The organism is Azotobacter tropicalis, assembly GCF_059739045.1.
Map to the genome: position 1 here is coordinate 1,844,183 of NZ_AP046059.1, position 21,840 is coordinate 1,866,022.

A 21,840-nucleotide genomic window follows, 5' to 3' on the forward strand; every position below is an offset into this window, starting at 1 on the left:
CGTCTCTTGTTGTTGTCTTCCCATTAAGCACCTTCCCCCACCCCGCGACAAGCGCCGGGACGGAGAAGTCCGGCGCTGAGACGGAGCGTCTCAGCGTCTCGCCGCCGCCGCCGCCGCGCTGACACCCGACGTCTCGCCGAGGCCTTCGCCAGGCTCGCCACCTCACCGGAAAAACCGCTCTAGAACGAGGCATACAGCCTGATTCCGACACTCTGGCACCGCCCTTGCTCTGTCCCCTGGCAGAAGCGGCCGGCAACGCAAGCCCGGCCCATAACAACAAGCACAGGTGCCCCATGTCCGAGTCACTCCTTCCCGAATTCTCCCTGTCCGGCAAAGTCGCCCTGGTCACCGGTGCCGGTCGCGGCCTCGGCCAGGGCATCGCCCTGAGCCTGGCCCGTGCCGGCGCCGACGTGGCGGTGGCCGACCTCGCCGGCGCCGAGGAAACCGCCGAGCAAGTCCAGGCCCTCGGCCGGCGCAGCCTGGCGCTGACGGTCGACGTCGCCCGCCAGGACAGCGTGCAGGCCATGGTCGCCCGGATCGTCGAGGAGTTCGGCCGCCTCGACGTGGCGGTCAACAACGCCGGGGTGATCGGCATCCACAAGGTCGGCGAACTGACCGTCGAGGAATGGGACCGGGTGCTGAACGTCAACGCCCGCGGCGTGTTCCTCTGCTGCCAGGCCGAGCTGGAGCCGATGCGCGCGCAGCGCTGGGGGCGGATCATCAACGTCGCCTCGATCGCCGGCAAGGTCGGCTTTCCCGACCTGTCCCACTACTGCGCCTCGAAGTTCGCCGTGGTCGGCTTCAGCAACGCCCTGGCCAAGGAGGTCGCCCGCGAGGGCATCACCGTCAACGCGCTCTGCCCCGGCATCGTCGGCACCGGCATGTGGCGCGGCGAGCAGGGCCTGGCCAGCCGCTGGCGGCAGGCCGGCGAGAGCGAGGCGCAGTCCTGGGAACGCCACCAGGCCAGCCTGCTGCCGCAGGGCGAGGCGCAGACCGCCGAAGACATGGGCCAGCTCGCCGTCTACCTGGCCTGCGCCCCGCACGTCACCGGCCAGGCCATCGCCGTCGACGGCGGCTTCTCGCTGTGAGTCCGCGGAGTCCCGTCATGAACCGTCCTCCGCTGACCGTGGGGATCATCCCCAACCCGGCCTCCGGCCGCGACCTGCGCCGCCTGACCGCCAACGCCGGGCTGTTCTCCAGCACCGACAAGGCCTCGGTGGTGCAACGCCTGCTCGGCGCCTTCGGCGCCACCGGCGTCCAGCGCGTGCTGCTGCCGACCGACATGACCGGCATCGCCGCCATGGTGCTCAAGGCCAGCCGCGGCCGCCACGCCCAAGACAACCGCTGGCCGGAGCTGGAGATCCTCGATATCCGCCTGCGCCAGACCGTCGAGGACACCCGCCAGACGGCGCGGCTGATGGCCGAGCGCGGCGTCGCGCTGATCGCCGTGCTCGGCGGCGACGGCACCCACAAGGCGGTGGCCGCCGAGGTCGGCGACATCCCCCTCCTGACCCTGTCCACCGGCACCAACAACGCCTTTCCCGAGCTGCGCGAGGCGACCGGCGCCGGGCTCGCCGGCGGGCTCTTCGCCAGCGGGCGGATTCCGCCGGAGATCGGCCTGCGCCGCAACAAGCGCCTGCTGGTGCGCGAGGCGCGCCGCGGCCTCTGCGAATGGGCGCTGGTGGACGTGGCGGTGTCGCCGCTGCGCTTCGTCGGCGGCCGGGCGATCAGCCGCGCCGAGGACCTCGCCGAAGTCTTCGTGACCTTCGCCGAACCCCACGCCATCGGCCTGTCGGCGCTCTGCGGGCTGTGGTGCCCGGTTTCCCGGCAGGCCCCCGAAGGCGCCTGGATGCGTCTGCACCCGCAGGCCCGCGACGCCCTACTGGCGCCGCTCGCCCCCGGCCTGCTGCAGGGCTGCGGAGTGGTCGCCGCCGGCACCCTGGAGCCGGGCGTACCCCATGCGCCCAGCCTGAGCGCCGGCACCCTGGCGCTGGACGGCGAACGCGAGATCGAGTTCGCCGCCGGCGACCGGCCGACCGTCACCCTCGATTCCCACGGCCCGCTGAGCATCGACGTGGAGGCCGCCCTCGCCTACGCGGCGCGCCACCGTCTGCTGTCCATCGGCCGCGAACACCCGCAACACCCCGTGAACCTTTCGTGTTGAAACAACCCAGGAGAACAACAAGATGACCTCCCACCTGTCAGCCGAGCAGCTGCTGCATGCCTACCGGGTGATGCGCACCATCCGCGTCTTCGAGGAACGCCTGCACATCGAATTCGCCACTGGCGAGATTCCCGGCTTCGTCCACCTCTACGCCGGCGAGGAAGCCTCCGCCGCCGGGGTCATGGCCCACCTGCGCGACGACGACTGCATTGCCTCCACCCACCGCGGCCACGGCCACTGCATCGCCAAGGGCGTGGACGTGCACGGGATGATGGCCGAGATCTACGGCAAGAAGACCGGCGTCTGCCAGGGCAAGGGCGGCTCCATGCACATCGCCGACCTGTCCAAGGGCATGCTCGGCGCCAACGGCATCGTCGGCGCCGGCGCGCCGCTGGTCGCCGGCGCGGCGCTGGCCGCCAAGCTCAAGGGCACCGACGCGGTCGCCGTGGTCTTCTTCGGCGACGGCGCCTCCAACGAGGGCGCGGTGTTCGAGGCGATGAACCTCGCCGCGATCATGAACCTGCCGTGCATCTTCGTCGCCGAGAACAACGGCTATGCCGAGGCCACCGCCTCCAACTGGTCGGTGGCCTGCGACCACATCGCCGACCGCGCCGCCGGCTTCGGCATGCCCGGGGTGACGGTGGACGGCTTCGACTTCTTCGCCGTCTACGAGGCCGCCGGCGCCGCCGTGGCCCGCGCCCGCGCCGGCGAAGGCCCGTCGCTGATCGAAGTGAAGCTGACCCGCTACTACGGCCACTTCGAGGGCGACGCCCAGACCTACCGCGACATGGACGAGCTCAAGGAAATGCGCGAGGTGCGCGACTGCATGAAGCAGTTCCGCGACGCCACCATCGCCGCCGGCCTGCTCGACGCCTCGCAGCTCGACGACATCGACGGCGAGGTCGAGCGGCTGATCGAGGACAGCGTGATCAAGGCCAAGAGCGATCCCAAGCCGCCGGCCGCCGATCTGCTCGCCGACGTCTACGTCTCCTATCCCTGAGCCCCATTCCAACAAGAAGGAAACCCATCATGGCGAGAAAAATCAGCTACCAGCAGGCCATCAACGAAGCCATGGCCCAGGAAATGCGCCGCGACGAAACCGTCTTCCTGATCGGCCAGGACATCGCCGGCGGCGCCGGCGCACCGGGCGAGCAGGACGCCTGGGGCGGCGTGCTCGGCGTCACCAAGGGGCTCTACCACCAGTTCCCCGGCCGGGTGCTCGACGCCCCGCTGTCGGAGATCGGCTATGTCGGCGCGGCGGTCGGCGCCGCCACCCGCGGCATGCGCCCGGTGTGCGAACTGATGTTCGTCGACTTCGCCGGCTGCTGCCTGGACCAGATCCTCAACCAGGCGGCGAAATTCCGCTACATGTTCGGCGGCAAGGCGGTCACCCCCTTCGTGCTGCGCGCCATGTACGGCGCCGGCCTGCGCGCCGCCGCCCAGCACTCGCAGATGCTCACCTCGCTGTGGACCCACATCCCCGGCCTCAAGGTGGTCTGCCCCGCCTCGCCCTACGACGCCAAGGGCCTGTTGATCCAGGCGATCCGCGACAACGACCCGGTGATCTTCCTTGAGCACAAGATGCTCTACGGCATGCAGGGCGAGGTGCCCGAAGAACTCTATACCGTGCCCTTCGGCGAGGCCAACTTCCTGCGCGAGGGCGACGACGTGACCCTGGTCACCTACGGCCGCATGGTCCACCTGGCCATGGACGCCGCCGCCAGCCTAGCCCGCCAGGGCATCGGCTGCGAGGTGCTCGACCTGCGCACCACCAGCCCGCTGGACGAGGACAGCATCCTTGAGAGCGTCGAGAAGACCGGCCGTCTGGTGGTGATCGACGAGGCCAACCCGCGCTGCTCGGTGGCCACCGACATCTCCGCGCTGGTCGCGCAGAAGGCCTTCGCCGCCCTCAAGGCGCCGATCGAGATGGTCACCGCGCCGCACACCCCGGTGCCCTTCACCGACTCCCTGGAAGACCTGTACATCCCCAACGCGGCGAAGATCGAAGCCGCGGTCCTGAAGATCGTCGACAAGAGGAAGGTTGCATGAGCCAGATCCATACCCTGACCATGCCGAAGTGGGGTCTGTCGATGACCGAGGGCAAGGTCAACGCCTGGCTCAAGGAAGAAGGCGCCCGCATCGCCAAGGGCGACGACGTGCTCGACGTGGAAACCGACAAGATCTCCAGCAGCGTCGAGGCGCCCTTCTCCGGCGTGTTGCGGCGCATCGTCGCCAAGGAAGACGAAACCCTGCCGGTCGGCGCGCTGCTCGCCGTGGTGGTGGAAGGCGAGGCCTCCGAAGAAGAGATCGACGCCGTGGTGCAGCGCTTCCAGGCCGAGTTCGTGCCCGGCGGCGAAGACGAGGAGGCCAGCGGCCCGGCGCCGCAGAAGGTCGAGCTGGACGGCCGTACTATCCGCTTCCTCGACCGCGGCGAGGGCGGCGCCCCGCTGCTGCTGATCCACGGCTTCGGCGGCGACCTGAACAACTGGCTGTTCAACCACGAGGCGCTGGCTGCCGGCCGCCGGGTGATCGCCCTCGACCTGCCGGGCCACGGCGAGTCGGGCAAGACGCTGAAGAGCGGCGACCTCGACGAGCTGAGCCGGGCCGCACTGGCCCTGCTCGACCACCTGGACATCCAGCGCGCGCACATCGCCGGCCACTCGATGGGCGGCGCGGTGTCGCTGAACCTGGCGCGCTTGACGCCCGAGCGGGTGCTCTCGCTGACCCTGATCTGCAGCGCCGGCCTCGGCGCGGAGATCAACGGCGACTACCTGCGCGGCTTCGTCGAGGCAAGCAACCGCAACGCCCTCAAGCCGCAACTGGTGCAGCTGTTCTCCGACCCCGCGCTGGTCACCCGGCAGATGCTGGAAGACATGCTCAAGTACAAGCGCCTGGAGGGCGTCGAGGCGGCGCTGCGCCAGCTGGTCGAGCGGCTGTCCGCCGATGGCCGCCAGCAGATCGACCTGCGCGGCGTGCTGGAACAGGGCCGCCATCCGGCGCTGGTGATCTGGGGCAGCGACGACGCCATCATCCCCGCCGCCCATGCCCAGGGCCTGCCGGCGCAGGTGGAGATCCTGTCCGGCCAGGCGCACATGGTGCAGATGGAAGCGGCCGACGAGGTCAACAAGCTGATCCAGGCCTTCCTCGCCAAACACTGAAACCGGCGGCGACCGGTCCCCGAGATCGGTCGCCCGCTCATCGCAAGCCCTGAAGGAGAAAAGAACAATGACAACATCCCTTGGCGAAACCATGCGCGCCGCCGTCTGGCACGGCCGTCAGGACATCCGCGTCGAAGACGTGCCGCTGCCCGCCGACCCGCCGCCCGGCTGGGTGCAGATCCGCGTCGACTGGTGCGGCATCTGCGGCTCGGACCTGCACGAATACGTCGCCGGCCCGGTATTCATCCCGGTCGAAAAGCCCCACCCGCTCACCGGCATCCAGGGCCAGTGCATCCTCGGCCACGAATTCAGCGGCGAGATCGTCAAGCTCGGCGCCGGCGTGAGCGGCTTCGCCCTTGGCGAGCGGATCGCCGCCGACGCCTGCCAGCACTGCGGCACCTGCTACTACTGCCGCAGCGGCCTGTACAACCTCTGCGAAAAGCTGGCCTTCACCGGGCTGATGAACAACGGCGCCTTCGCCGAACTGGTGAACGTGCCGGCCGAACTGCTCTACAAGCTGCCGGCCGGCTTCCCCGTCGAGGCCGGCGCGCTGATCGAACCGCTGGCGGTGGGCATGCACGCGGTGAAGAAGGCCGGCAGCCTGCTCGGCCAGAACGTGGTGGTGGTCGGCGCCGGCACCATCGGCCTGTGCACCATCATGTGCGCCAAGGCGGCCGGCGCGGCCCAGGTGATCGCCCTGGAAATGTCCTCGGCGCGCAAGGCCAAGGCGCTGGAAGTGGGCGCGAGCCTGGTGCTCGATCCCAAGGAATGCGACGCGCTGGCGGAAATCCGCGCCCGCACCCACGGCCTCGGCGCCGACGTCAGCTTCGAGTGCATCGGCAACAAGCACACCGCCAAACTGGCCATCGACGTCATCCGCAACGCCGGCAAGAGCGTACTGGTCGGCATCTTCGAGGAACCCAGCTCGTTCAACTTCTTCGAGCTGGTTTCCACCGAGAAGCAGGTCATCGGCGCCCTCGCCTACAACGGCGAATTCGCCGACGTGATCGCCTTCATCGCCGACGGCCGCCTGGACGTCAAACCACTGATCACCGGCCGCATCGGCCTGGAGGACATCGTCGGCCGCGGCTTCGAGGAACTGGTCAACAACAAGGAACACAACGTGAAGATCATCGTTTCGCCGCATTGAGGGCGGGGCCGGCGCGGGGCGGCGGGGGCCGCTTCGCGTGGACTTGCCCCTATCAAACCGGACACCGCCCCCGTTAAGTTGATGTTGCGGTCATCCGCCTGAACTCCCGCGGCAAGCGGTAGTTCAAGGCACTGTGCGGATGCTCCTCGTTGTAATGCTCGAAGGCAATCTCCAGGTTGCGTAGCGCCGTCAGGCGGTCCGGCCTGGGCATGTGGGCGATGTAATCGCGCTTCATTCATTTTCAAGAAGCTTTCCGCCATGCCGTTGCTCTGTCGGCTGCAGACCGGCGCGGTCAGCGGCAGCAAGCCAATCTCCCGGGCGAAGGCCTGGGTCTGCTCGGCGGTGTAAGCCGAACCGTTGTCGCTCAACCATTGGATCGGTGCGGGCGGCAACGTCTGGCCGAAGCGCCTCTCGACGGCCTCGAGCATGGCATCGCGAACATCGTCACCACGGTAGCGGTGAGGGCTGGTCACCCAACTGATGGCCTCCCGGTCGCAGCCATCCAGGGCGAAGGTTATGCGCAGGCGATCGCCATCGTCGCAGCGAAATTCGAAGCCATCCGAGCACCAGCGGGTATTGCTCGTCTCGACCGCCACGCGACCGTCATGGCGACGCGCGACGCCCGGCTGCTTGCGGCGCCGTCCCAGCAGCAACCCGTGATCACGCATTACCCGGTACACCCGCTTTGCGTTGACGGCCGGCTGAGCCTGTTGCTCGGCCTGTCGACGCCGAAGCGTCCACACTCGGCGGTAGCCGTAACTGGGCAAGTTGGAAACCGTGCCCCTGATCCAATCCGCCAATGCCGCATCGTCGAGCGTCTGTTGGGAACGAGGTCTCCGTTCCTCAAGAGCCTGGTTGATTCGAGCCGTCAGTTGCGAGCGCGACACACCGAGACTTCGTCTGACCCGCTTCACTGGTCGTCCCCCGGCAACCAGGGTGAGTGCGCAATCCATTTTCGCGAGCGGGCCGCCTCGACAGCTTCCTTGAGGATTTCCGCCTCCATCGTCTTCTTGCCCAGCAGCCGTTGCAACTCGCGAATCTGCTTCAACGCATCGACCAATTCGGAAGCCGGAACCACCGCCTCGCCAGCACTGACTGCCGACAGGCTGCTGTCCTGGTGAAGCTTGCGCCAATGGAACAGCTGGTTGGGGTTGATGCCGTTGCGCCTGGCCACCACCGAGACGCTTTGTCCCGGTTCCAGGCTCTCGCGCACCATGGCGAGCTTCTCCTCGACACCCCAGCGGCGACGCCGCTCCTGGCCGAGCACTTCGATGTGTCTGTCTTTGCTGGTAGTCATAAACACGACCGTTTGCCTATCCCTTATGGTAAGGGGGAAACGGTGTCCGGTGTTTCAGGGGGCTTGTTCAGGCCATTAGAGCCGGTTTTTTGTAGCGACCTACGATGCCTAGCCCTTTGCGTACTCTCTCAGGCGGGCCTGCAACCAAGCCCGTTCCTGCTCGGCAATCCGAGCCCGCACACGTCGCTGGTACATCGCCAACCGCTTCTTGCGCTCAATGACGGAAAGTGCATCCCATCCACAGAACAGGCCGGCATCATCCACCGTCTCCTCAAGCTCTGCCTCCGGCTTCGCCGAAGGACGCATCCAGCTTCCTAAATACAACCCGGCCGCAAACAGGCCGCAGCATGTGAGGACAAGAGAAAGAATCGAATTGATAGTCATCGGCTGCCCTTCCTGGCGTCGATCCCATACAGGGTTATGGTGGTTGCCGTTGTGACCGCACAACACACGCAAAGTGCCATTCGATTCATGCCTTCTCTTTCATCTTCATGGGGGGTGATTTAGAGGCGGGATCGTCATAGCGAGACCGGGCCATAACCCACCAAGGGGCACCTCTAAAAACCAGCCCGGCCGCCGGGTAAGATCATCCGCCTGTTGATCACCCGGAGCCTGCTGATGTTCAGCCTGTTTGCCGACCAGGAGCGAGAAGCCAAGCTCGATAGCCTGGGCGATCCACTGGCTCTACTGGACAAGCATGTGGACTTTGCCGCCCTGGCAGCCGAGATCGACCGCAGAGCGCCTCGCCCCAGCCGCGCCAAGGGCGGTCGGCCTCCCTATCCGACAGAGCTGATGACGCGCCTGCTGGTGCTCCAGCAGCTGTTCAACCTGTCCGACGAGCAGATGGAGTTCCAGGTGCTCGACCGCATGAGTTTCCAGCGTTTTGCCGGATTGAAGCACTCCGGCCGAGTGCCGGATCGCAACACGATCTGGGTCTTTCGCGAGCGCCTGGTACAGGCCAACGCCGAGCATCGGATCTTTGCCGAGGTGCAGCGTCAGTTGCAGGAGCACGGCTTGCGGGCCCGCGAGGGGCAGATCATCGATGCCAGCATTATCCGGACACCGATCCAGCACAACACGGCCGATGAGCGGGCCATGGTGAAGGCGCAGGCCGTACCGGTCGAATGGTCGCCCGCCAAGCGCCGACAAAAGGATGTCGAGGCGCGCTGGACGAAGAAGCACGGCAAGTCGTACTTCGGCTACAAGCTGTCGGTCAGCGTGGATCGCCGGCACAAGCTGATCCGCTGCGTGAAGGTGAGCGATGCCAGCGAGGCCGACACCCTGCATCTGGTGGATGTGCTCGACCGGGGCAACAGCAGCCGGGACTTCTGGGCGGATCGCGGGTATCACGACAGACCCCGGGAGCGCTGGCTCCAACTGATCGGCTGGAGGCCATCTATCCAGCGCAAGGGCCAGGCCGGCAAGCCGATCGGTGAACGGGACAAGGCACGAAACAAACGCATAGCCAGTCCCCGAGCCCGGGTCGAACATGTCTTTGCCAGCCTGGCCCAGATGGGCGGCAAGGCCGTCCGCAGCATCGGCCTGGCACGGGCTGAGTTTTGTCTGACGCTCAAATCGGCGGTGTACAACCTGAAAAGGATGAGCAGTCTGCTGGAAATGGCCTGATCCAGGCCTTTGGCCGGGCTGCCTCGGGCCGCTTTACCGTGTGAGCGTCGAGCCTGACGGGTAGCTCTGCTGCGAGCACGAGCGTATTTCATCGCTCAGCGTGATTCGGAGGGCGGTTTTTAGAGGTGCCCCAAGGGAGATAGAATTTGCCAATGCCCCACCCCGCCCCCGCCAGCAGCACTCACATGCTGCCACCTCGGCTCACCCCTAATTGTCATGGCATCCTGCAGTCTCTGGATATAAATACCGAATGGTATTGAGCTCACCCATAGAGTCCTCATAAGTCATTTGCGCTGGAATAACTCCACAAAAATCCGGTTCAGGAGGGAAATATTCCATTGCTACGACCTCAGCAATATCCAAGCGCATGCCATAGTGATAATCTTGAGCTTGGGGCATCTGCGAATAAACAACCATTTCCTCCAATTCTGTCGAACCCGCGGCAGGACGGCTTTCACTCTCAGCCATAGCCAAAGACGCCGGCAAAACTACTGCTCCCGCACAGATCAGCTTTACACACCTCAGACTAAAAAGAATCACGGAACATTCCTCCACAGAAGAAGAATTTAAAACGCACAACTTAGAATATTGGCTCGATATTTGACCTGCAGGTAGTCATAGAAAGCGGTACCGAATAAAAGCCGACTTAGTCAGTCAGTCGCCCAACTGGCAAAGATCTTATGAGAACTGCTTTTTTCGCATCATTAACGATAAGCTACTCGCCTCTAGTTGCTATGAAACCGCTACGATCAGAGTACATTCCCTCCTGCCAGCCCCCTCACCTCATCCCACTTCACGATAGCTACCCTAGCCGATAGTCGAAGCTCAGGCGCCGAAGACTTGAGGTAAATGCTTTACCAACCCACAAAGGCCCTACCATACCCACAGCCCAAGAAAAACCCTCATCTATCTACAACTAGTTACAAGCAAAGCCCCCCTCAACATCAGGGTCAAGGTAATATTTATTAATTAGAGATATTTCTATTCAGCCTCTTAAGATAAAAATCATCATATACAAACCCGCTGAGTCAAAATAAGAATAAAAAATAAATATTTAGAACATTCAAATCTAATTGACTGCATCATTCACTCTATTTTCAGAGCACAGATTACTTATAGATCTCACCTTAATTAAACTAAGGCTTGATCAATCAGCAAAATTCTTAAAATTTTGGCATTCTTTGAAAAATCATTTCAATCTTCGGAAAATTGGGGAAGCATCCTTCCTCTTAGATTACGGTAAAAGCAGTTCACCTCTCCCATAACCACATCATCAAAACGAAACGATGCGCTGCTACCGACCAAGGGCGCATGAAATGCCATCTAGGAACACCCAACCTATGGACAAGCCTCACTACGCCCCAGTCGAGAAAAGGACCGCAACCCGCCTCGCAAAAATGCTAAAAAATCAGCAAAAAAAGCCAATTTTGGAGAAAATAGTAGCAATTCTCCCACACAACCCTCCGCCACAAAAACCTTCCGCTCTAGGGCTTGGCTTTTTCTGCGAACTTGGCGTACAGTATCTAAACTGTGTTTGCGTGGGTCGCTGTTGAATCTTGACTTGGTGGCAGTAGGTCCTACAGGTCCGCTACATCCCGCTCGACTTCTCTTACTCTCTGCAACCAGTTCCAGCTCTCTGTTGTCACAGGGACTGCCATCAACTCCAGTTTCAAGGAAATAAGACATGTCGAATCGTCAAACCGGCACCGTCAAGTGGTTCAACGACGAGAAGGGCTTTGGTTTCATCACCCCCGAGAGCGGTCCGGACCTGTTCGTCCACTTCCGTGCCATCGAAGGTACTGGCTTCAAGAGCCTGAAAGAAGGCCAGAAAGTCAGCTTCGAAGCGGTACAAGGCCAGAAAGGCATGCAGGCTGACAAGGTTCAGATCCTGGGCTGAGTTAGGTCTGCCGAGAGCCCCTGATGGCGACATCAGGGGCTTTTTTATGCCTAATATCCCTTAGAATGCCGGCCTTTGCCTTATCGCGAGTCCGTCATGCCCAAACGAGCCCTGAACCCCCAAGGCAACTTTCCCACTGCGGGACTGCTCCGCCGTCTAGCAGCGATGTTCTATGACTTCTTGCTCTGCGCTGCCCTTCTAATCATCGTCACCTTTCTCTATAAGCTGGCCCAGATGACCATTATCGGCAGCGAGCGACTCAGACAACTGTCCGACGCCGGCGCCTTGGACGGTGATCCGCTGCTTTCCACTCTGCTGCTCTTCTGTCTGTTCGGCTTTTTCGCGAAATTCTGGACGCACAACGGCCAGACCCTCGGCATGCAGGTCTGGGGACTGCGCATCCAGAACAGTGACGGCACCGCCATCGACCTCTGGCAGGCCTTGCTGCGCTTCTTGATCGCTATCGTCTCTTGGCTATGTTTCGGTCTGGGCTATCTCTGGACACTCAAGGACAAGCAGGGGCGTACCTGGCAAGACATGTACTCCAATAGCCAGGTAGTCCGGCTACCGAAGAACACCCCAAGAAGCAGTAGCCGCCCTGCTCTCTTTCCCGACCTCGGACAAGGGGGCGACCTTGTCGCCCTATCCCGCCCGACGCAGCAAGTAGATCCCCAGCAGAGCACAGAATCCGGCCGGCAGCGCTACCGCCAGCAGAGGCGAGAAGCCGAACACCTGGCTAGAGGGACCCAGCAGATCCTGAAGGATACGGAAGACGAAGCCAACCAGCACCCCGGTGAAAAGCCGTTGACCGAGGGTAACCGAGCGCAACGGGCCGAAGATGAAGGAAATCGCCATCAGCACTAGTCCCGCAGTCACCAGGGGCTGCAGCACCTTGGTCCAGAAGGCCAGCCAGTAGCGTGCATTGTTCAGTCCCTGCTCATCCAGATAATGGATGTAGCGCCACAGCCCGCTCATCGACAGGGCATCCGGCTCCATTACAACGGTCCCGAGCAACTGCGGGTTCAGCTGGACATCCCACTGCTCGCCGGCCGCGTTGACGACCTCCGTGCGGCGCTCGAGGAAACGAGTAGTCGTCACCCCCTCCAGCTGCCAGTATCCGTCCCGATACTGCGCCCGCCTGGCGAAGCTGGAAGACAGCAGATGGCGCTGATCATCGAAGCGGTAGCGTGTCACCCCGTACAGCACCCCCCCGGCTGCACTGCGTTGATATGCACGAACTCATCGCCCTGACGATGCCAGAGACCGTGCTTGCTGGTTTGCGCTTCACCGCCCCCTTGGGCGAGGGAGCGATGGGCTTCGGCCTTGTTCTCCGTCCAAGGCGCCAGGTACTCGCCAAGCAGCACACCGAGCAGCATCAGCACCAACATGGGCTTCATCACCGCCCAAACAATGCGTCCGAGCGAAACGCCGGAAGCACGCATGACCGTCAGCTCGCTGCTGCTGGCCAGAGTGCCAAGACCGATCAGGCAACCAATCAGCGCCGCCATTGGCAGCATTTCATAAGTGCGCTGCGGTACGGTCAGAATGACGTACCAGGCTGCGGCGGCCAGATCGTAATTGCCCCGAACGTCGCCCAACTCGTCGACGAAGGCAAACAGCAGTGCCAGGCTAACGATCACCCCAAGCACCGCCAGGATGGCGAGGAACACACTGGCGCCGATATATCTGTCCAGCTTACCCATGTTTCAGACTCCGCATGGCACGCCGCTCTGCCAACCGCAGACACAAGGGCTCCCAGAACAACAATCCCAGGCCGATCAGCAAGAAGACCCCATGGACCCACCAGAGCCCGACCAGCATCGGGATCTTGCCCTTGTCCAGTTGCCCGCGTACGGCGATCAGCGTCGCCAGATACGCCATGTAGAGCAGGATCGCCGGCAGCAGCTTGAGGAAACGCCCCTGGCGGGGGTTGACCCTGGCCAGCGGCACCGCCAGCAGGGTGACCACGAACACCAGCAGGGGCAGGGAGAGACGCCACTGCAGCTCGGCCTGATGGCGCGGCTGCTCGCTGCCGATCAGCTCGCGGGTGGGAATCGCCTCGCGCTCGTTGATTTCGCTGCTTACCGCCGGTCGGGCCAGCAGCACGCCATAGGTGTCGTAGCGAATCACCCGATAGTTGGCCTGTCCAGGATTGCCGTCATAGCGATAGCCGTTCTGCAGGATCAGGTAGCGGCTGCCATCGGCCTGCACCTCTTGGCGACCACCTTCCGCCACCAGCACGGCAATGCCGCGCTCCTTCACACCATCGCGGGACATCCGCTTCTCACTGATGAACACGTTGGAAAGCTGGGTGCGATCGTCGGCCAGGTCCTCGACATAGGTCACTCGCGAGCCGTCCTTCATGGTCTGGAAACGGCCTGGTACCAAGGTGTCGAATTCGGTCAGAGCCTTCTGCTCGTTGAGCAGCTGCTCGACCATCCGAATCCCCTGGGGCGCCAGCCCGAGGCTCATCCAGGCGACCAACAGGGCGACCGGAATGGCCGGCACCAGGGTATACACGGCCAGACGCTGCGGACTCATGCCGGCCGCCGCCAGCACGGTCATCTCGCTGTCGAGATACAGCCGGCCGTAGGACAGCAGGATGCCGAGGAACAGGCCCAGCGGCAGGATCAGCTCCAGAAAGCTAGGCATCCGGTAGAACATGATCTGCAACAGCACACCGGGATCGAGCTGACCCTGGGCCGCCTGCGCCAGATACTTGATGAAGCGGCCGCTCATGATGATCGCCAGCAGCACGGCACTGACCGCGCTCAGCGTCATCAGCAGCTCACGGGAAAGATAGCGAGGGATGATCAAACCAGACACTCCAGGGTTGTCAGGCTCAGGCCGCTGTGCTCAAACTAGCCGCCTCGTTGCCGACCCACTGCCCCACAGGCCGTCGAAAAGGCCGCGTGCGAGGCCGGACCGGGCGAGGTCAGGCAAGGCTGTACAGTGCCCCTGACATGAAAGGACTCCAAACCCGATCCCACACCGATAGCCGAACGCAGCATTCTCAGCGGCCTGCAACGCGCCACAAAAAGACCGGCATTATCCTGCAAACCAGACCCTTTGTCTTGGGGACATCACGCCATGCAACTCGTTGTCAAAAGTGCCAGCCCGCAAACCCTGAAAACTGCCACGCTGGTGGTTGCCGTCGGCGAAGGCCGCAAGCTCGGCGCCACCGCCAAGGCTATCGACCAGGCCACCGACGGTGCCCTGTCGGCAGCCCTCAAGCGCGGCGACCTCGCCGGCAAGGTCGGGCAGACCCTGCTGCTGCAGCATCTGCCGAACATCAAGGCGGAGCGCGTGCTGCTGGTCGGCGCGGGCAAGGAGAACGAGCTGAGCGACCGCCAATTCCGCAAGGTCGCCGCCGCCGCCAATGGCGTGCTGAAAGGCCTGGGCGGCAGCGACGCCGCTCTGACTCTGGGCGAGCTTCACGTCAAGGGGCGCGATGCTTATGGCAAAACCCGCCTTCTGGCCGAGACCCTGCTCGACGCCACCTACGTGTTCGACCGTTTCAAGAGCGAGAAGGCCACTCCCCCTGCCCTGAAGAAGATCGTCCTGGTCTGCGACAAGGCCAGCCAGGCCGAAGTGGAACGTGCCGCCAACCATGCCCAGGCGATCACCAACGGCATGGCCTTGGCCCGCGACCTCGGCAACCTGCCGCCGAACCTCTGCCAGCCGAGCTACCTGGCCGACGAGGCCAAATCGCTGGCCAAAACCTACAACACGCTGAAAGTCGATATTCTCGACGAGAAGAAGCTCAAGGAGCTCGGCATGGGCGCCTTCCTCGCCGTGGCCCGCGGCAGCGAGCAACCGCCGCGGCTGATCGTGCTCAACTACCAGGGCGGCAAGAAGGATGAGCAACCCTACATGCTGGTCGGCAAGGGCATCACCTTCGATAGCGGAGGCATCAGCCTCAAGCCCGGCCCGAACATGGACGAGATGAAGTACGACATGTGCGGCGCCGCCAGCGTGCTCGGCACCTTCCGCGCCCTGCTCGAACTGGCGCTGCCGATCAACGTCGTGGGCCTGCTGGCCTGTGCCGAGAACATGCCCAGCGGCGGCGCCACCCGTCCCGGCGACATCGTCACCAGCATGAGCGGGCAGACCGTGGAGATCCTCAACACCGACGCCGAAGGCCGCCTGGTGCTGTGCGATGCGCTCACCTACGCCGAACGGTTCAAGCCGCAGGCGGTGATCGACATCGCCACGCTCACCGGTGCCTGCATCACCGCCCTGGGCAGCCATACTTCGGGCCTGATGGGCAACCACGACGGTCTGATCCATCAGATCCTCAAGGCCGGCGAGCATGCCGCCGATCGCGCCTGGCAATTGCCGCTGTTCGACGACTACCAGGAGCAGCTCGACAGCCCGTTCGCCGACATGGCCAACATCGGCGGGCCCAAGGCCGGCACCATCACGGCCGCCTGCTTCCTTTCACGCTTCGCCAAGAGCTACCACTGGGCGCACTTGGACATCGCCGGCACCGCCTGGATCAGCGGCGGCAAGGAAAAGGGCGCCACTGGCCGTCCGGTGCCGCTGTTGACCCAGTTCCTGCTGGACCGCAGCGCCGCGTAAGCGTCCGCGGGAGCGGCCGACCCGCTCCCGCACCGCCGAGGACCCCATGCCCCAGGTCGACTTCTATATCCTGCCCTCCGCCGATCCGGCGGCACGCCTGGACTTTGCCTGCAAGCTGGTGGAAAAGACCTGGCGCCTGGGGCACCGCATCTATCTGCACTGTCAGGATGCAACCCAGCGCGAAGCTGTGGACGCTCGACTGTGGAGCTTCAAGGCCGAGACCTTCCTGCCCCACGGCCTGGTCGAGGAGGATGTCGAGGCACCGATCGCCCTCGGCCTGGGCGACGACCCCGGCAGCCACCACGACCTGCTGATCAACCTGGCCCTGACCGTCCCGCCCTTCTGTGCGCGCTTCGAACGGATCGCCGAACTGGTGGTCGGCGATCCGGCCATCCGTCAGGCCACGCGCGCCAGCTACCGCTTCTACCGCGAGCGCGGCTATCCTTTGCAGGATCATCGCCTGCCTCGTATCTGATGCCATGGACAGCCTGAAACCCAAGCCGGAAACCGCCCACCTGCTGGACGACCTGCAATCGATCCGCGATCTGCTGGACGAGGACCTGCTGCCGCCCCTGCTCACCGATACCCTCGGCACAGACGGCATCCCGCTGCTCTCGGACATCGTCGTCCTCGACGAGGAAGAGGACGAGCCGCGCCCGACCGCCCTGCCGGCGCGCCTGAAGCAGAGCTTGCACATCGAGGCCCAGTTGATCCTGCAGGAAGTCGTCGACGACTTCGTGCCGCAGATCGAGGCCGAACTGAAGCGCCGCCTCGAAGCCCGTCTGGGACAACTGCTCGCCCTGCACAAACCCTAGCCAGCCCACAGCCCTCCCACTGCCGACCCTCACGGCATTCCGCCTAGACTTGCAGGGATGCAGCCCACAGGTACGGGTTTGCCTTTATACTCCCCGGCTTCCCAGATCAGCCGTCTTATAAGGGTTTCCTCCGCATGGACAAGACCTACCAGCCGCACGCCATTGAATCCCGTTGGTACGCCGAATGGGAGTCGAAGAACTACTTCGCCCCGCAGGGCAGCGGCGAGCCCTACACCATCATGATCCCGCCGCCGAACGTCACCGGCAGCCTGCACATGGGTCACGGCTTCAACAACGCGATCATGGACGCGCTGATCCGCTTCCGCCGCATGCAGGGCCGCAACACCCTGTGGCAGCCGGGCACCGACCACGCCGGCATCGCCACCCAGATGGTGGTGGAGCGTCAACTGGCCGCCCAGGGCGTCAGCCGCCACGACCTCGGCCGCGAAAAGTTCCTCGACAAGGTCTGGGAATGGAAGGAAGAGTCCGGCGGCACCATCACCCGGCAGATCCGCCGCCTCGGCAGCTCGGTGGACTGGTCGCGGGAACGCTTCACCATGGACGAGGGCCTGTCCGAAGCGGTCAAGGAAGCCTTCGTCCGCCTCCACGAGGACGGCCTGATCTACCGCGGCAAGCGCCTGGTCAACTGGGACACCAAGCTGCACACCGCGATCTCCGACCTCGAAGTGGAGAACCACGACGAAAAGGGCCACCTCTGGCACCTGCGCTACCCGCTGGCCGACGACGCCCGCACCGCCGAGGGTAAAGCCTACCTGGTGGTCGCCACCACCCGTCCGGAAACCATGCTGGGCGATGCCGCCGTCGCCGTGCACCCGGAGGACGAGCGCTACCGGGACCTGATCGGCCGCCATGTGCTGCTGCCGCTGGTCAACCGCCTGATCCCGATCGTCGCCGACGAATACGTCGACCGCGAATTCGGCACCGGCTGCGTGAAGATCACCCCGGCCCACGACTTCAACGACTACGAGGTCGGCAAGCGCCATCACCTGCCGCTGATCAACATCTTCGACAAGAACGCCACGGTCCTGCCCCAGGCCCAGGTGTTCGACATCGACGGCACGCCGAACACGCGCATCGACCCCAGCCTGCCGGACAGCTACGCCGGCATGGACCGCTTCGACGCGCGCAAAGCCATCGTCGCCGACTTCGACGGCATGGGTCTTCTGGAGAAGATCGACGACCACGCGCTGAAGGTGCCGCGCGGCGACCGCTCGGGCACCATCATCGAGCCCTGGCTGACCGATCAGTGGTACGTCGCCACCAAGCCGCTGGCCGAGAAGGCCATCGCCGCCGTCGAGGACGGCTCCATCCAGTTCGTGCCCAGGCAGTACGAGAACATGTACTTCTCCTGGATGCGCGACATCCAGGACTGGTGCATCAGCCGCCAGCTCTGGTGGGGCCACCGCATCCCGGCCTGGTACGACGAGGCCGGCAACGCCTACGTCGGCCGCGACGAGGCGGAAGTGCGCAGCAAGTACGCGATCCGCAACGACGAGCCGCTGCGTCAGGACGAGGACGTGCTGGACACCTGGTTCAGCTCCGGCCTGTGGACCTTCTCCACCCTGGGCTGGCCTGCACAGACCGAGTTTCTCAAGACCTTCCACCCCACCGACGTACTGGTCACCGGCTTCGACATCATCTTCTTCTGGGTCGCCCGGATGATCATGATGTCCCTGCACCTGACCGGGCAGATCCCCTTCAAGACCGTCTACGTCCACGGCCTGGTGCGCGACGCCCAGGGCCAGAAGATGTCCAAGTCCAAGGGTAACGTCCTCGACCCGCTGGACATCGTCGACGGCATCGACCTCGACACCCTGCTGTCCAAGCGCACCAGCGGCATGATGCAACCCAAGCTCGCCGAGAAGATCGCCAAGCAGACCCGCGCCGAGTTCCCCGAAGGCATCGCCAGCTACGGTACCGACGCGCTGCGCTTCACCTTCTGCTCGCTGGCTTCCACCGGCCGCGACATCAAGTTCGACATGGGCCGGGTCGAAGGCTACCGCAACTTCTGCAACAAGCTGTGGAATGCCGCCAACTTCGTCTTCGAGAACACCGAGGGCAAGGATTGCGGCGCCGCCGGCGAGCCGGTCGAACTGTCGCCGGTGGACCGCTGGATCGTTTCCCAGCTGCAGCGCACCGAACTCGAGGTGACCCGCCAGCTCGACGCCTTCCGCTTCGACCTCGCCGCCCAGGCGCTCTACGAGTTCGTCTGGGACCAGTACTGCGCCTGGTACCTGGAGCTGGTCAAGCCGGTGCTCTGGGACGAGAACGCCAGCATCGAACGCCAGCGCGGCACTCGCCGCACCCTGGTGCGGGTGCTGGAAACCGCGCTGCGCCTGGCCCATCCCTTCATGCCCTTCATCACCGAGGAAATCTGGCAGCGCCTCGCGCCGCTGGCCGGCAAGTCCGGCCCGACCCTGATGCTGCAGCCCTGGCCGGTGGCCGACGAGGCGCGCATCGACGCGGCCGCCGAGGACGACATCGAGTGGGTCAAGGCGCTGATGCTCGGCGTGCGGCAGATCCGCGGCGAGATGAACATCTCCATGGCCAAGCGCATCGACGTGGTGCTCAACAACGCCTCGGACAGCGACCGTCGTCGCCTCGCCGAGAATCAGCCGCTGCTGATGAAACTGGCCAAGCTGGAATCCATCCGCGTGCTGGGCGAAGGCGAAGAGGCACCGCTGGCCGCCATCGCCCTGGTCGGCGAGATGCAGGTGCTGGTGCCGATGGCCGGGCTGATCGACAAGGATGCCGAGCTGGCCCGTCTGGACAAGGAGATCCAGCGCCTGGAAGGCGAGGTCAAGCGCGTCGGCGGCAAGCTGGGCAACGCCAGCTTCGTCGACAAGGCCCCCGCCGAGGTGATCGCCAAGGAGCGTGCCAAGCTGAGCGAGGCCGAACAGGCCCTCGCCAAGCTGGGCGAACAGCGCGCACGCATCGCCAGCCTCTGAGGCCTCCGGTCGGCACACGCAAGGTGTGCCGGCCCTCCTGCCAGCGGAACGCCGGGGGCCAGGCCCCACCCACTGGCTGACCTACCCTTCCGAGCCCCATCACTTCCGTCATCCGCCCCTCCGGCTTCGCCGCTATCGCTCCCGACTGGGCTTCTCCCTGCATGTCCGCTGCCCGAGCGCCGGCTCGGCCATCGAAAAGCGTGCATGGTTCACATCTTCAAGCAGCATGGCCAAGTGATGTCAATGAGCCATCAATCCGTGTGACGCATGCCTCTTGCCCCATGGCATCATTCCTCCGGTCGCCCTCCCGAAAACCGCACCGACCTGCCCAACCGCTCGAGTCACCCAGGAGGCCCCTCCGACCGACCAGCGACGGCTGCCCGGAGTCGCACAGAAAAAGAATGAAGCAACAGTCCTCCCTCCCCCCAGCGTCCACCGAGCGGATGGAACTGCTCGCCGCCTTCGAGCAGGCCATGGCGATCGCCGAGTTCAGCCCGGACGGCCGCGTCCTGCGCGCCAACGACAAGTACCGGCAGCTCTTCGGTTACAGCGAGGAAGCCATCGGCAAACGCTGCCATCAGCAGCTCTGCGCCCCCGACCCGGCCAACCGCCATGACTTCGATGGTCTCTGGGCCGGGCTGAAACGGGGCCAGTCGGCGAGCGGCCGCTACCCTTATACGAACGCCGACGATCGGCGTCTCTGGCTGGAGGCGACCTATGTGCCCATTCTCGGCAGCGACGGGCAGCTCAAACGCATCGCACAGATCGCTACCGACGTCAGCACCAAGGCCGAACAGGAGGAAGCCGAGCGGCAGCGCTGCCGTCTGCTAACCCTGGAACGCGAGGAAAGCCACAACCGCATTCGCCAGCTGGCCTTCTACGACGCCCTCACCGGCCTGCCCAACCGCAGCCTGCTGCTGGTCCAGGCCAGCCAGGCGATTGCCCGGCCAAGCGCAACCGCACGGCGCTGAACGTACTGTTCTTCGAACTGGACCGCTTCAAGCAGGTCAACGACACCCTCGGCCATCCGGCCGGCGATGCCCTGCTGCGTATCGTCGCCCAGCGCCTGCGCGGCGAACTGCGCGCCGCCGACATCGTCGGCCGGCTGTCCGGCGACGAGTTCGTCGTGATCCTCACCGACTGCGATCCCCGGCAGACGGCCGAAACCATCCGGCGCATCCAGAAGCAGCTGTCGGCGCCCTGCCAGATCGCCGGGGCGACCCTCACCCCGTCGGCCAGCATCGGTATCAGCCAGTTCCCCGACAACGGCGAGGACATGGAAACCCTGCTGCACTATGCCGACCTCGCCATGTACCAGGCCAAGGCCAATGGACGTGGCCAGTTCAGCTTCTTCAGCGAAGAGCTGAACCGCCAGGCCCAGGAGCGGCGAATCCTCGAGGCCGCCCTGCGCGAGACGCTGCATCAGCGTCGGCTGGAACTCCACTACCAGCCGCAGGTCGACCTCAAGAGCGGCCGCCTGTGCGGCGTCGAAGCCCTGGCCCGCTGGACGCACCCGCAGCTCGGCAGCATCCCGCCGGACCGCTTCATCCCCCTGGCGGCCGAATGCGGACTGGCCGGCGAACTGGACCGCTGGGCGCTGGACGAGGCCTGCCGGCAGCTCGCCGCCTGGCGCAGCGCCGGGCTGGAGGTGGCGGCCGTTTCGGTGAACCTGTCGCCGTACAGTTTCCATAACATCGAGCTGCCCCGACAGATCGCCGACATCTTGCAGCGCAATGCCCTGCAGCCGGCCGATCTCAATCTGGAAATCACCCAGGAGGTGTTGCGCAGCGGCAATCCGAACAGTCTGAAGACCCTGCATGCCGTGCAGGCCATGGACATCGGCCTGACCGTCGACGACTTCGGCACCGGCTATTCCTGCCTCGGTTACCTGCGCCACCTGCCGATCCGTGCCCTGAAGCTGGACCGCAGCTTCGTCCGCGATCTCGAGCACGACGAGATCACCCGCGCCCTGACCGAGGCGGCCATGCGCATCGGCGACAGCCTGCGGATCGCGGTGTTCGCCGAGGGGGTGGAGAACGAGGAGCAGCGGCGCCTGCTCACCCACCGGGGTTACCAGGTGGCCCAGGGCTTCCTGCTCTCGCGCCCGCTGTCCGCCGAGCAACTGGCCGACTGGCTGAGAGAGCGCCACAGCGCCGGATAGTAGCGCCGGGCGGCATGCCGCC

At 64.5% G+C, this 21,840-nt stretch carries 17 protein-coding genes and 3 pseudogenes; 15 read left to right on the forward strand and 5 right to left on the reverse strand.

Going from position 1 to position 21,840, the window contains the following annotated elements; translation table 11 throughout:
- The first annotated feature begins 293 nt into the window (after nt 1-293).
- From Atro_RS08635 to Atro_RS08660, 6 genes are all read left to right on the forward strand, one after another.
- Nucleotides 294-1,088 carry an SDR family NAD(P)-dependent oxidoreductase gene (locus Atro_RS08635; RefSeq protein WP_497927248.1) on the forward strand — a complete coding sequence of 265 codons (795 nt, stop codon included), beginning with the start codon at nt 294-296 and terminating at the stop codon, nt 1,086-1,088.
- A gap of 17 nt (nt 1,089-1,105) precedes the next feature.
- Nucleotides 1,106-2,164, forward strand: a complete 1,059-nt coding sequence (locus Atro_RS08640) for an ATP-NAD kinase family protein (protein ID WP_349616092.1) — start codon at nt 1,106-1,108, stop codon at nt 2,162-2,164.
- A 22-nt stretch (nt 2,165-2,186) separates the two neighbouring features.
- Nucleotides 2,187-3,164 (forward strand): thiamine pyrophosphate-dependent dehydrogenase E1 component subunit alpha, encoded by a 978-nt coding sequence (locus Atro_RS08645; RefSeq protein WP_497927249.1) that lies wholly within the window; start codon nt 2,187-2,189, stop codon nt 3,162-3,164.
- A 29-nt stretch (nt 3,165-3,193) separates the two neighbouring features.
- The gene (locus Atro_RS08650; RefSeq protein WP_090730683.1) at nt 3,194-4,213 is read left to right on the forward strand and encodes an alpha-ketoacid dehydrogenase subunit beta; all 1,020 of its coding nucleotides are present in this window, start codon (nt 3,194-3,196) and stop codon (nt 4,211-4,213) included.
- On the forward strand, nt 4,210-5,322 hold the full coding sequence (locus tag Atro_RS08655; RefSeq protein WP_497927250.1) for an acetoin dehydrogenase dihydrolipoyllysine-residue acetyltransferase subunit: 1,113 nt from the start codon (nt 4,210-4,212) through the stop codon (nt 5,320-5,322). Before Atro_RS08650 ends, Atro_RS08655 begins: the two co-directional genes overlap by 4 nt.
- 91 nt (nt 5,323-5,413) lie before the next feature.
- Complete coding sequence (locus tag Atro_RS08660; RefSeq protein ID WP_497927646.1) at nt 5,414-6,472, forward strand: 2,3-butanediol dehydrogenase; 1,059 nt, start codon at nt 5,414-5,416, stop codon at nt 6,470-6,472.
- Between the two features lie 73 nt (nt 6,473-6,545).
- Here the strand turns inward: Atro_RS08660 and Atro_RS08665 are convergent.
- Together Atro_RS08665 and Atro_RS08670 are read right to left on the reverse strand one after the other, a co-directional pair.
- Nucleotides 6,546-7,769, reverse strand: a pseudogene (locus Atro_RS08665) (IS3 family transposase).
- Nucleotides 7,770-7,877: 108 nt separating this feature from the next.
- Nucleotides 7,878-8,153, reverse strand: a complete 276-nt coding sequence (locus Atro_RS08670) for a hypothetical protein (protein ID WP_497927251.1) — start codon at nt 8,151-8,153, stop codon at nt 7,878-7,880.
- Between the two features lie 213 nt (nt 8,154-8,366).
- Here Atro_RS08670 and Atro_RS08675 point away from each other — a divergent pair, with 213 nt between their 5' ends.
- Nucleotides 8,367-9,395, forward strand: a complete 1,029-nt coding sequence (locus Atro_RS08675; RefSeq protein ID WP_497927252.1) for an IS5 family transposase — start codon at nt 8,367-8,369, stop codon at nt 9,393-9,395.
- A 207-nt stretch (nt 9,396-9,602) separates the two neighbouring features.
- Here Atro_RS08675 and Atro_RS08680 read toward each other — a convergent pair whose 3' ends face one another.
- Nucleotides 9,603-9,935: a DUF2790 domain-containing protein gene (locus Atro_RS08680; RefSeq protein WP_497927253.1), complete on the reverse strand. Its 333-nt coding sequence runs from the start codon at nt 9,933-9,935 to the stop codon at nt 9,603-9,605.
- A 1,144-nt stretch (nt 9,936-11,079) separates the two neighbouring features.
- Between Atro_RS08680 and Atro_RS08685 the strand changes: the two genes are divergently transcribed.
- Together Atro_RS08685 and Atro_RS08690 are read left to right on the forward strand one after the other, a co-directional pair.
- Nucleotides 11,080-11,292, forward strand: a complete 213-nt coding sequence (locus Atro_RS08685; RefSeq protein ID WP_012699820.1) for a cold-shock protein — start codon at nt 11,080-11,082, stop codon at nt 11,290-11,292.
- Nucleotides 11,293-11,388: 96 nt separating this feature from the next.
- Nucleotides 11,389-11,865: pseudogene (locus tag Atro_RS08690) on the forward strand (RDD family protein); the annotation flags it as partial.
- A gap of 69 nt (nt 11,866-11,934) precedes the next feature.
- Here Atro_RS08690 and lptG read toward each other — a convergent pair.
- Nucleotides 11,935-12,995: pseudogene (gene lptG / locus Atro_RS08695) on the reverse strand (LPS export ABC transporter permease LptG).
- Nucleotides 12,988-14,109, reverse strand: coding sequence for an LPS export ABC transporter permease LptF (lptF, locus tag Atro_RS08700; protein ID WP_497927254.1), 1,122 nt, complete (start codon nt 14,107-14,109; stop codon nt 12,988-12,990). The pseudogene lptG and the gene lptF overlap by 8 nt, the downstream one beginning before the upstream one ends.
- A gap of 273 nt (nt 14,110-14,382) precedes the next feature.
- Between lptF and Atro_RS08705 the strand changes: the two genes are divergently transcribed.
- The 6 genes from Atro_RS08705 (at nt 14,383) to Atro_RS08730 (ending at nt 21,818) form a co-directional block, all read left to right on the forward strand.
- Nucleotides 14,383-15,873, forward strand: coding sequence for a leucyl aminopeptidase (locus Atro_RS08705; RefSeq protein WP_497927255.1), 1,491 nt, complete (start codon nt 14,383-14,385; stop codon nt 15,871-15,873).
- A 46-nt stretch (nt 15,874-15,919) separates the two neighbouring features.
- Nucleotides 15,920-16,348, forward strand: a complete 429-nt coding sequence (locus Atro_RS08710) for a DNA polymerase III subunit chi (RefSeq protein ID WP_497927256.1) — start codon at nt 15,920-15,922, stop codon at nt 16,346-16,348.
- Between the two features lie 4 nt (nt 16,349-16,352).
- Nucleotides 16,353-16,688 carry a DNA polymerase III subunit chi gene (locus tag Atro_RS08715; protein ID WP_497927257.1) on the forward strand — a complete coding sequence of 112 codons (336 nt, stop codon included), beginning with the start codon at nt 16,353-16,355 and terminating at the stop codon, nt 16,686-16,688.
- Between the two features lie 134 nt (nt 16,689-16,822).
- Nucleotides 16,823-19,657, forward strand: coding sequence for a valine--tRNA ligase (locus Atro_RS08720; RefSeq protein ID WP_497927258.1), 2,835 nt, complete (start codon nt 16,823-16,825; stop codon nt 19,655-19,657).
- A gap of 401 nt (nt 19,658-20,058) precedes the next feature.
- A complete protein-coding gene (locus tag Atro_RS08725) occupies nt 20,059-20,628 on the forward strand; it encodes a PAS domain-containing protein (RefSeq protein WP_497927259.1) in 570 nt (189 codons plus the stop codon).
- A 17-nt stretch (nt 20,629-20,645) separates the two neighbouring features.
- On the forward strand, nt 20,646-21,818 hold the full coding sequence (locus Atro_RS08730) for a putative bifunctional diguanylate cyclase/phosphodiesterase (protein ID WP_497927647.1): 1,173 nt from the start codon (nt 20,646-20,648) through the stop codon (nt 21,816-21,818).
- The last annotated feature ends 22 nt before the right edge of the window (nt 21,819-21,840 follow it).

Coding starts and splice junctions, on each gene's coding strand:
- Atro_RS08725 (WP_497927259.1), top strand. CDS start 20,059: ATGAAGCAACAGTCCTCCCTCCCCCCAGCGTCCACCGAGCGGATGGAA.
- Atro_RS08645 (WP_497927249.1), top strand. CDS start 2,187: ATGACCTCCCACCTGTCAGCCGAGCAGCTGCTGCATGCCTACCGGGTG.
- Atro_RS08705 (WP_497927255.1), top strand. CDS start 14,383: ATGCAACTCGTTGTCAAAAGTGCCAGCCCGCAAACCCTGAAAACTGCC.
- Atro_RS08640 (WP_349616092.1), top strand. CDS start 1,106: ATGAACCGTCCTCCGCTGACCGTGGGGATCATCCCCAACCCGGCCTCC.
- Atro_RS08710 (WP_497927256.1), top strand. CDS start 15,920: ATGCCCCAGGTCGACTTCTATATCCTGCCCTCCGCCGATCCGGCGGCA.
- Atro_RS08670 (WP_497927251.1), bottom strand. CDS start 8,153: ATGACTATCAATTCGATTCTTTCTCTTGTCCTCACATGCTGCGGCCTG.
- Atro_RS08715 (WP_497927257.1), top strand. CDS start 16,353: ATGGACAGCCTGAAACCCAAGCCGGAAACCGCCCACCTGCTGGACGAC.
- Atro_RS08660 (WP_497927646.1), top strand. CDS start 5,414: ATGCGCGCCGCCGTCTGGCACGGCCGTCAGGACATCCGCGTCGAAGAC.
- Atro_RS08650 (WP_090730683.1), top strand. CDS start 3,194: ATGGCGAGAAAAATCAGCTACCAGCAGGCCATCAACGAAGCCATGGCC.
- Atro_RS08685 (WP_012699820.1), top strand. CDS start 11,080: ATGTCGAATCGTCAAACCGGCACCGTCAAGTGGTTCAACGACGAGAAG.
- Atro_RS08720 (WP_497927258.1), top strand. CDS start 16,823: ATGGACAAGACCTACCAGCCGCACGCCATTGAATCCCGTTGGTACGCC.
- Atro_RS08635 (WP_497927248.1), top strand. CDS start 294: ATGTCCGAGTCACTCCTTCCCGAATTCTCCCTGTCCGGCAAAGTCGCC.
- Atro_RS08655 (WP_497927250.1), top strand. CDS start 4,210: ATGAGCCAGATCCATACCCTGACCATGCCGAAGTGGGGTCTGTCGATG.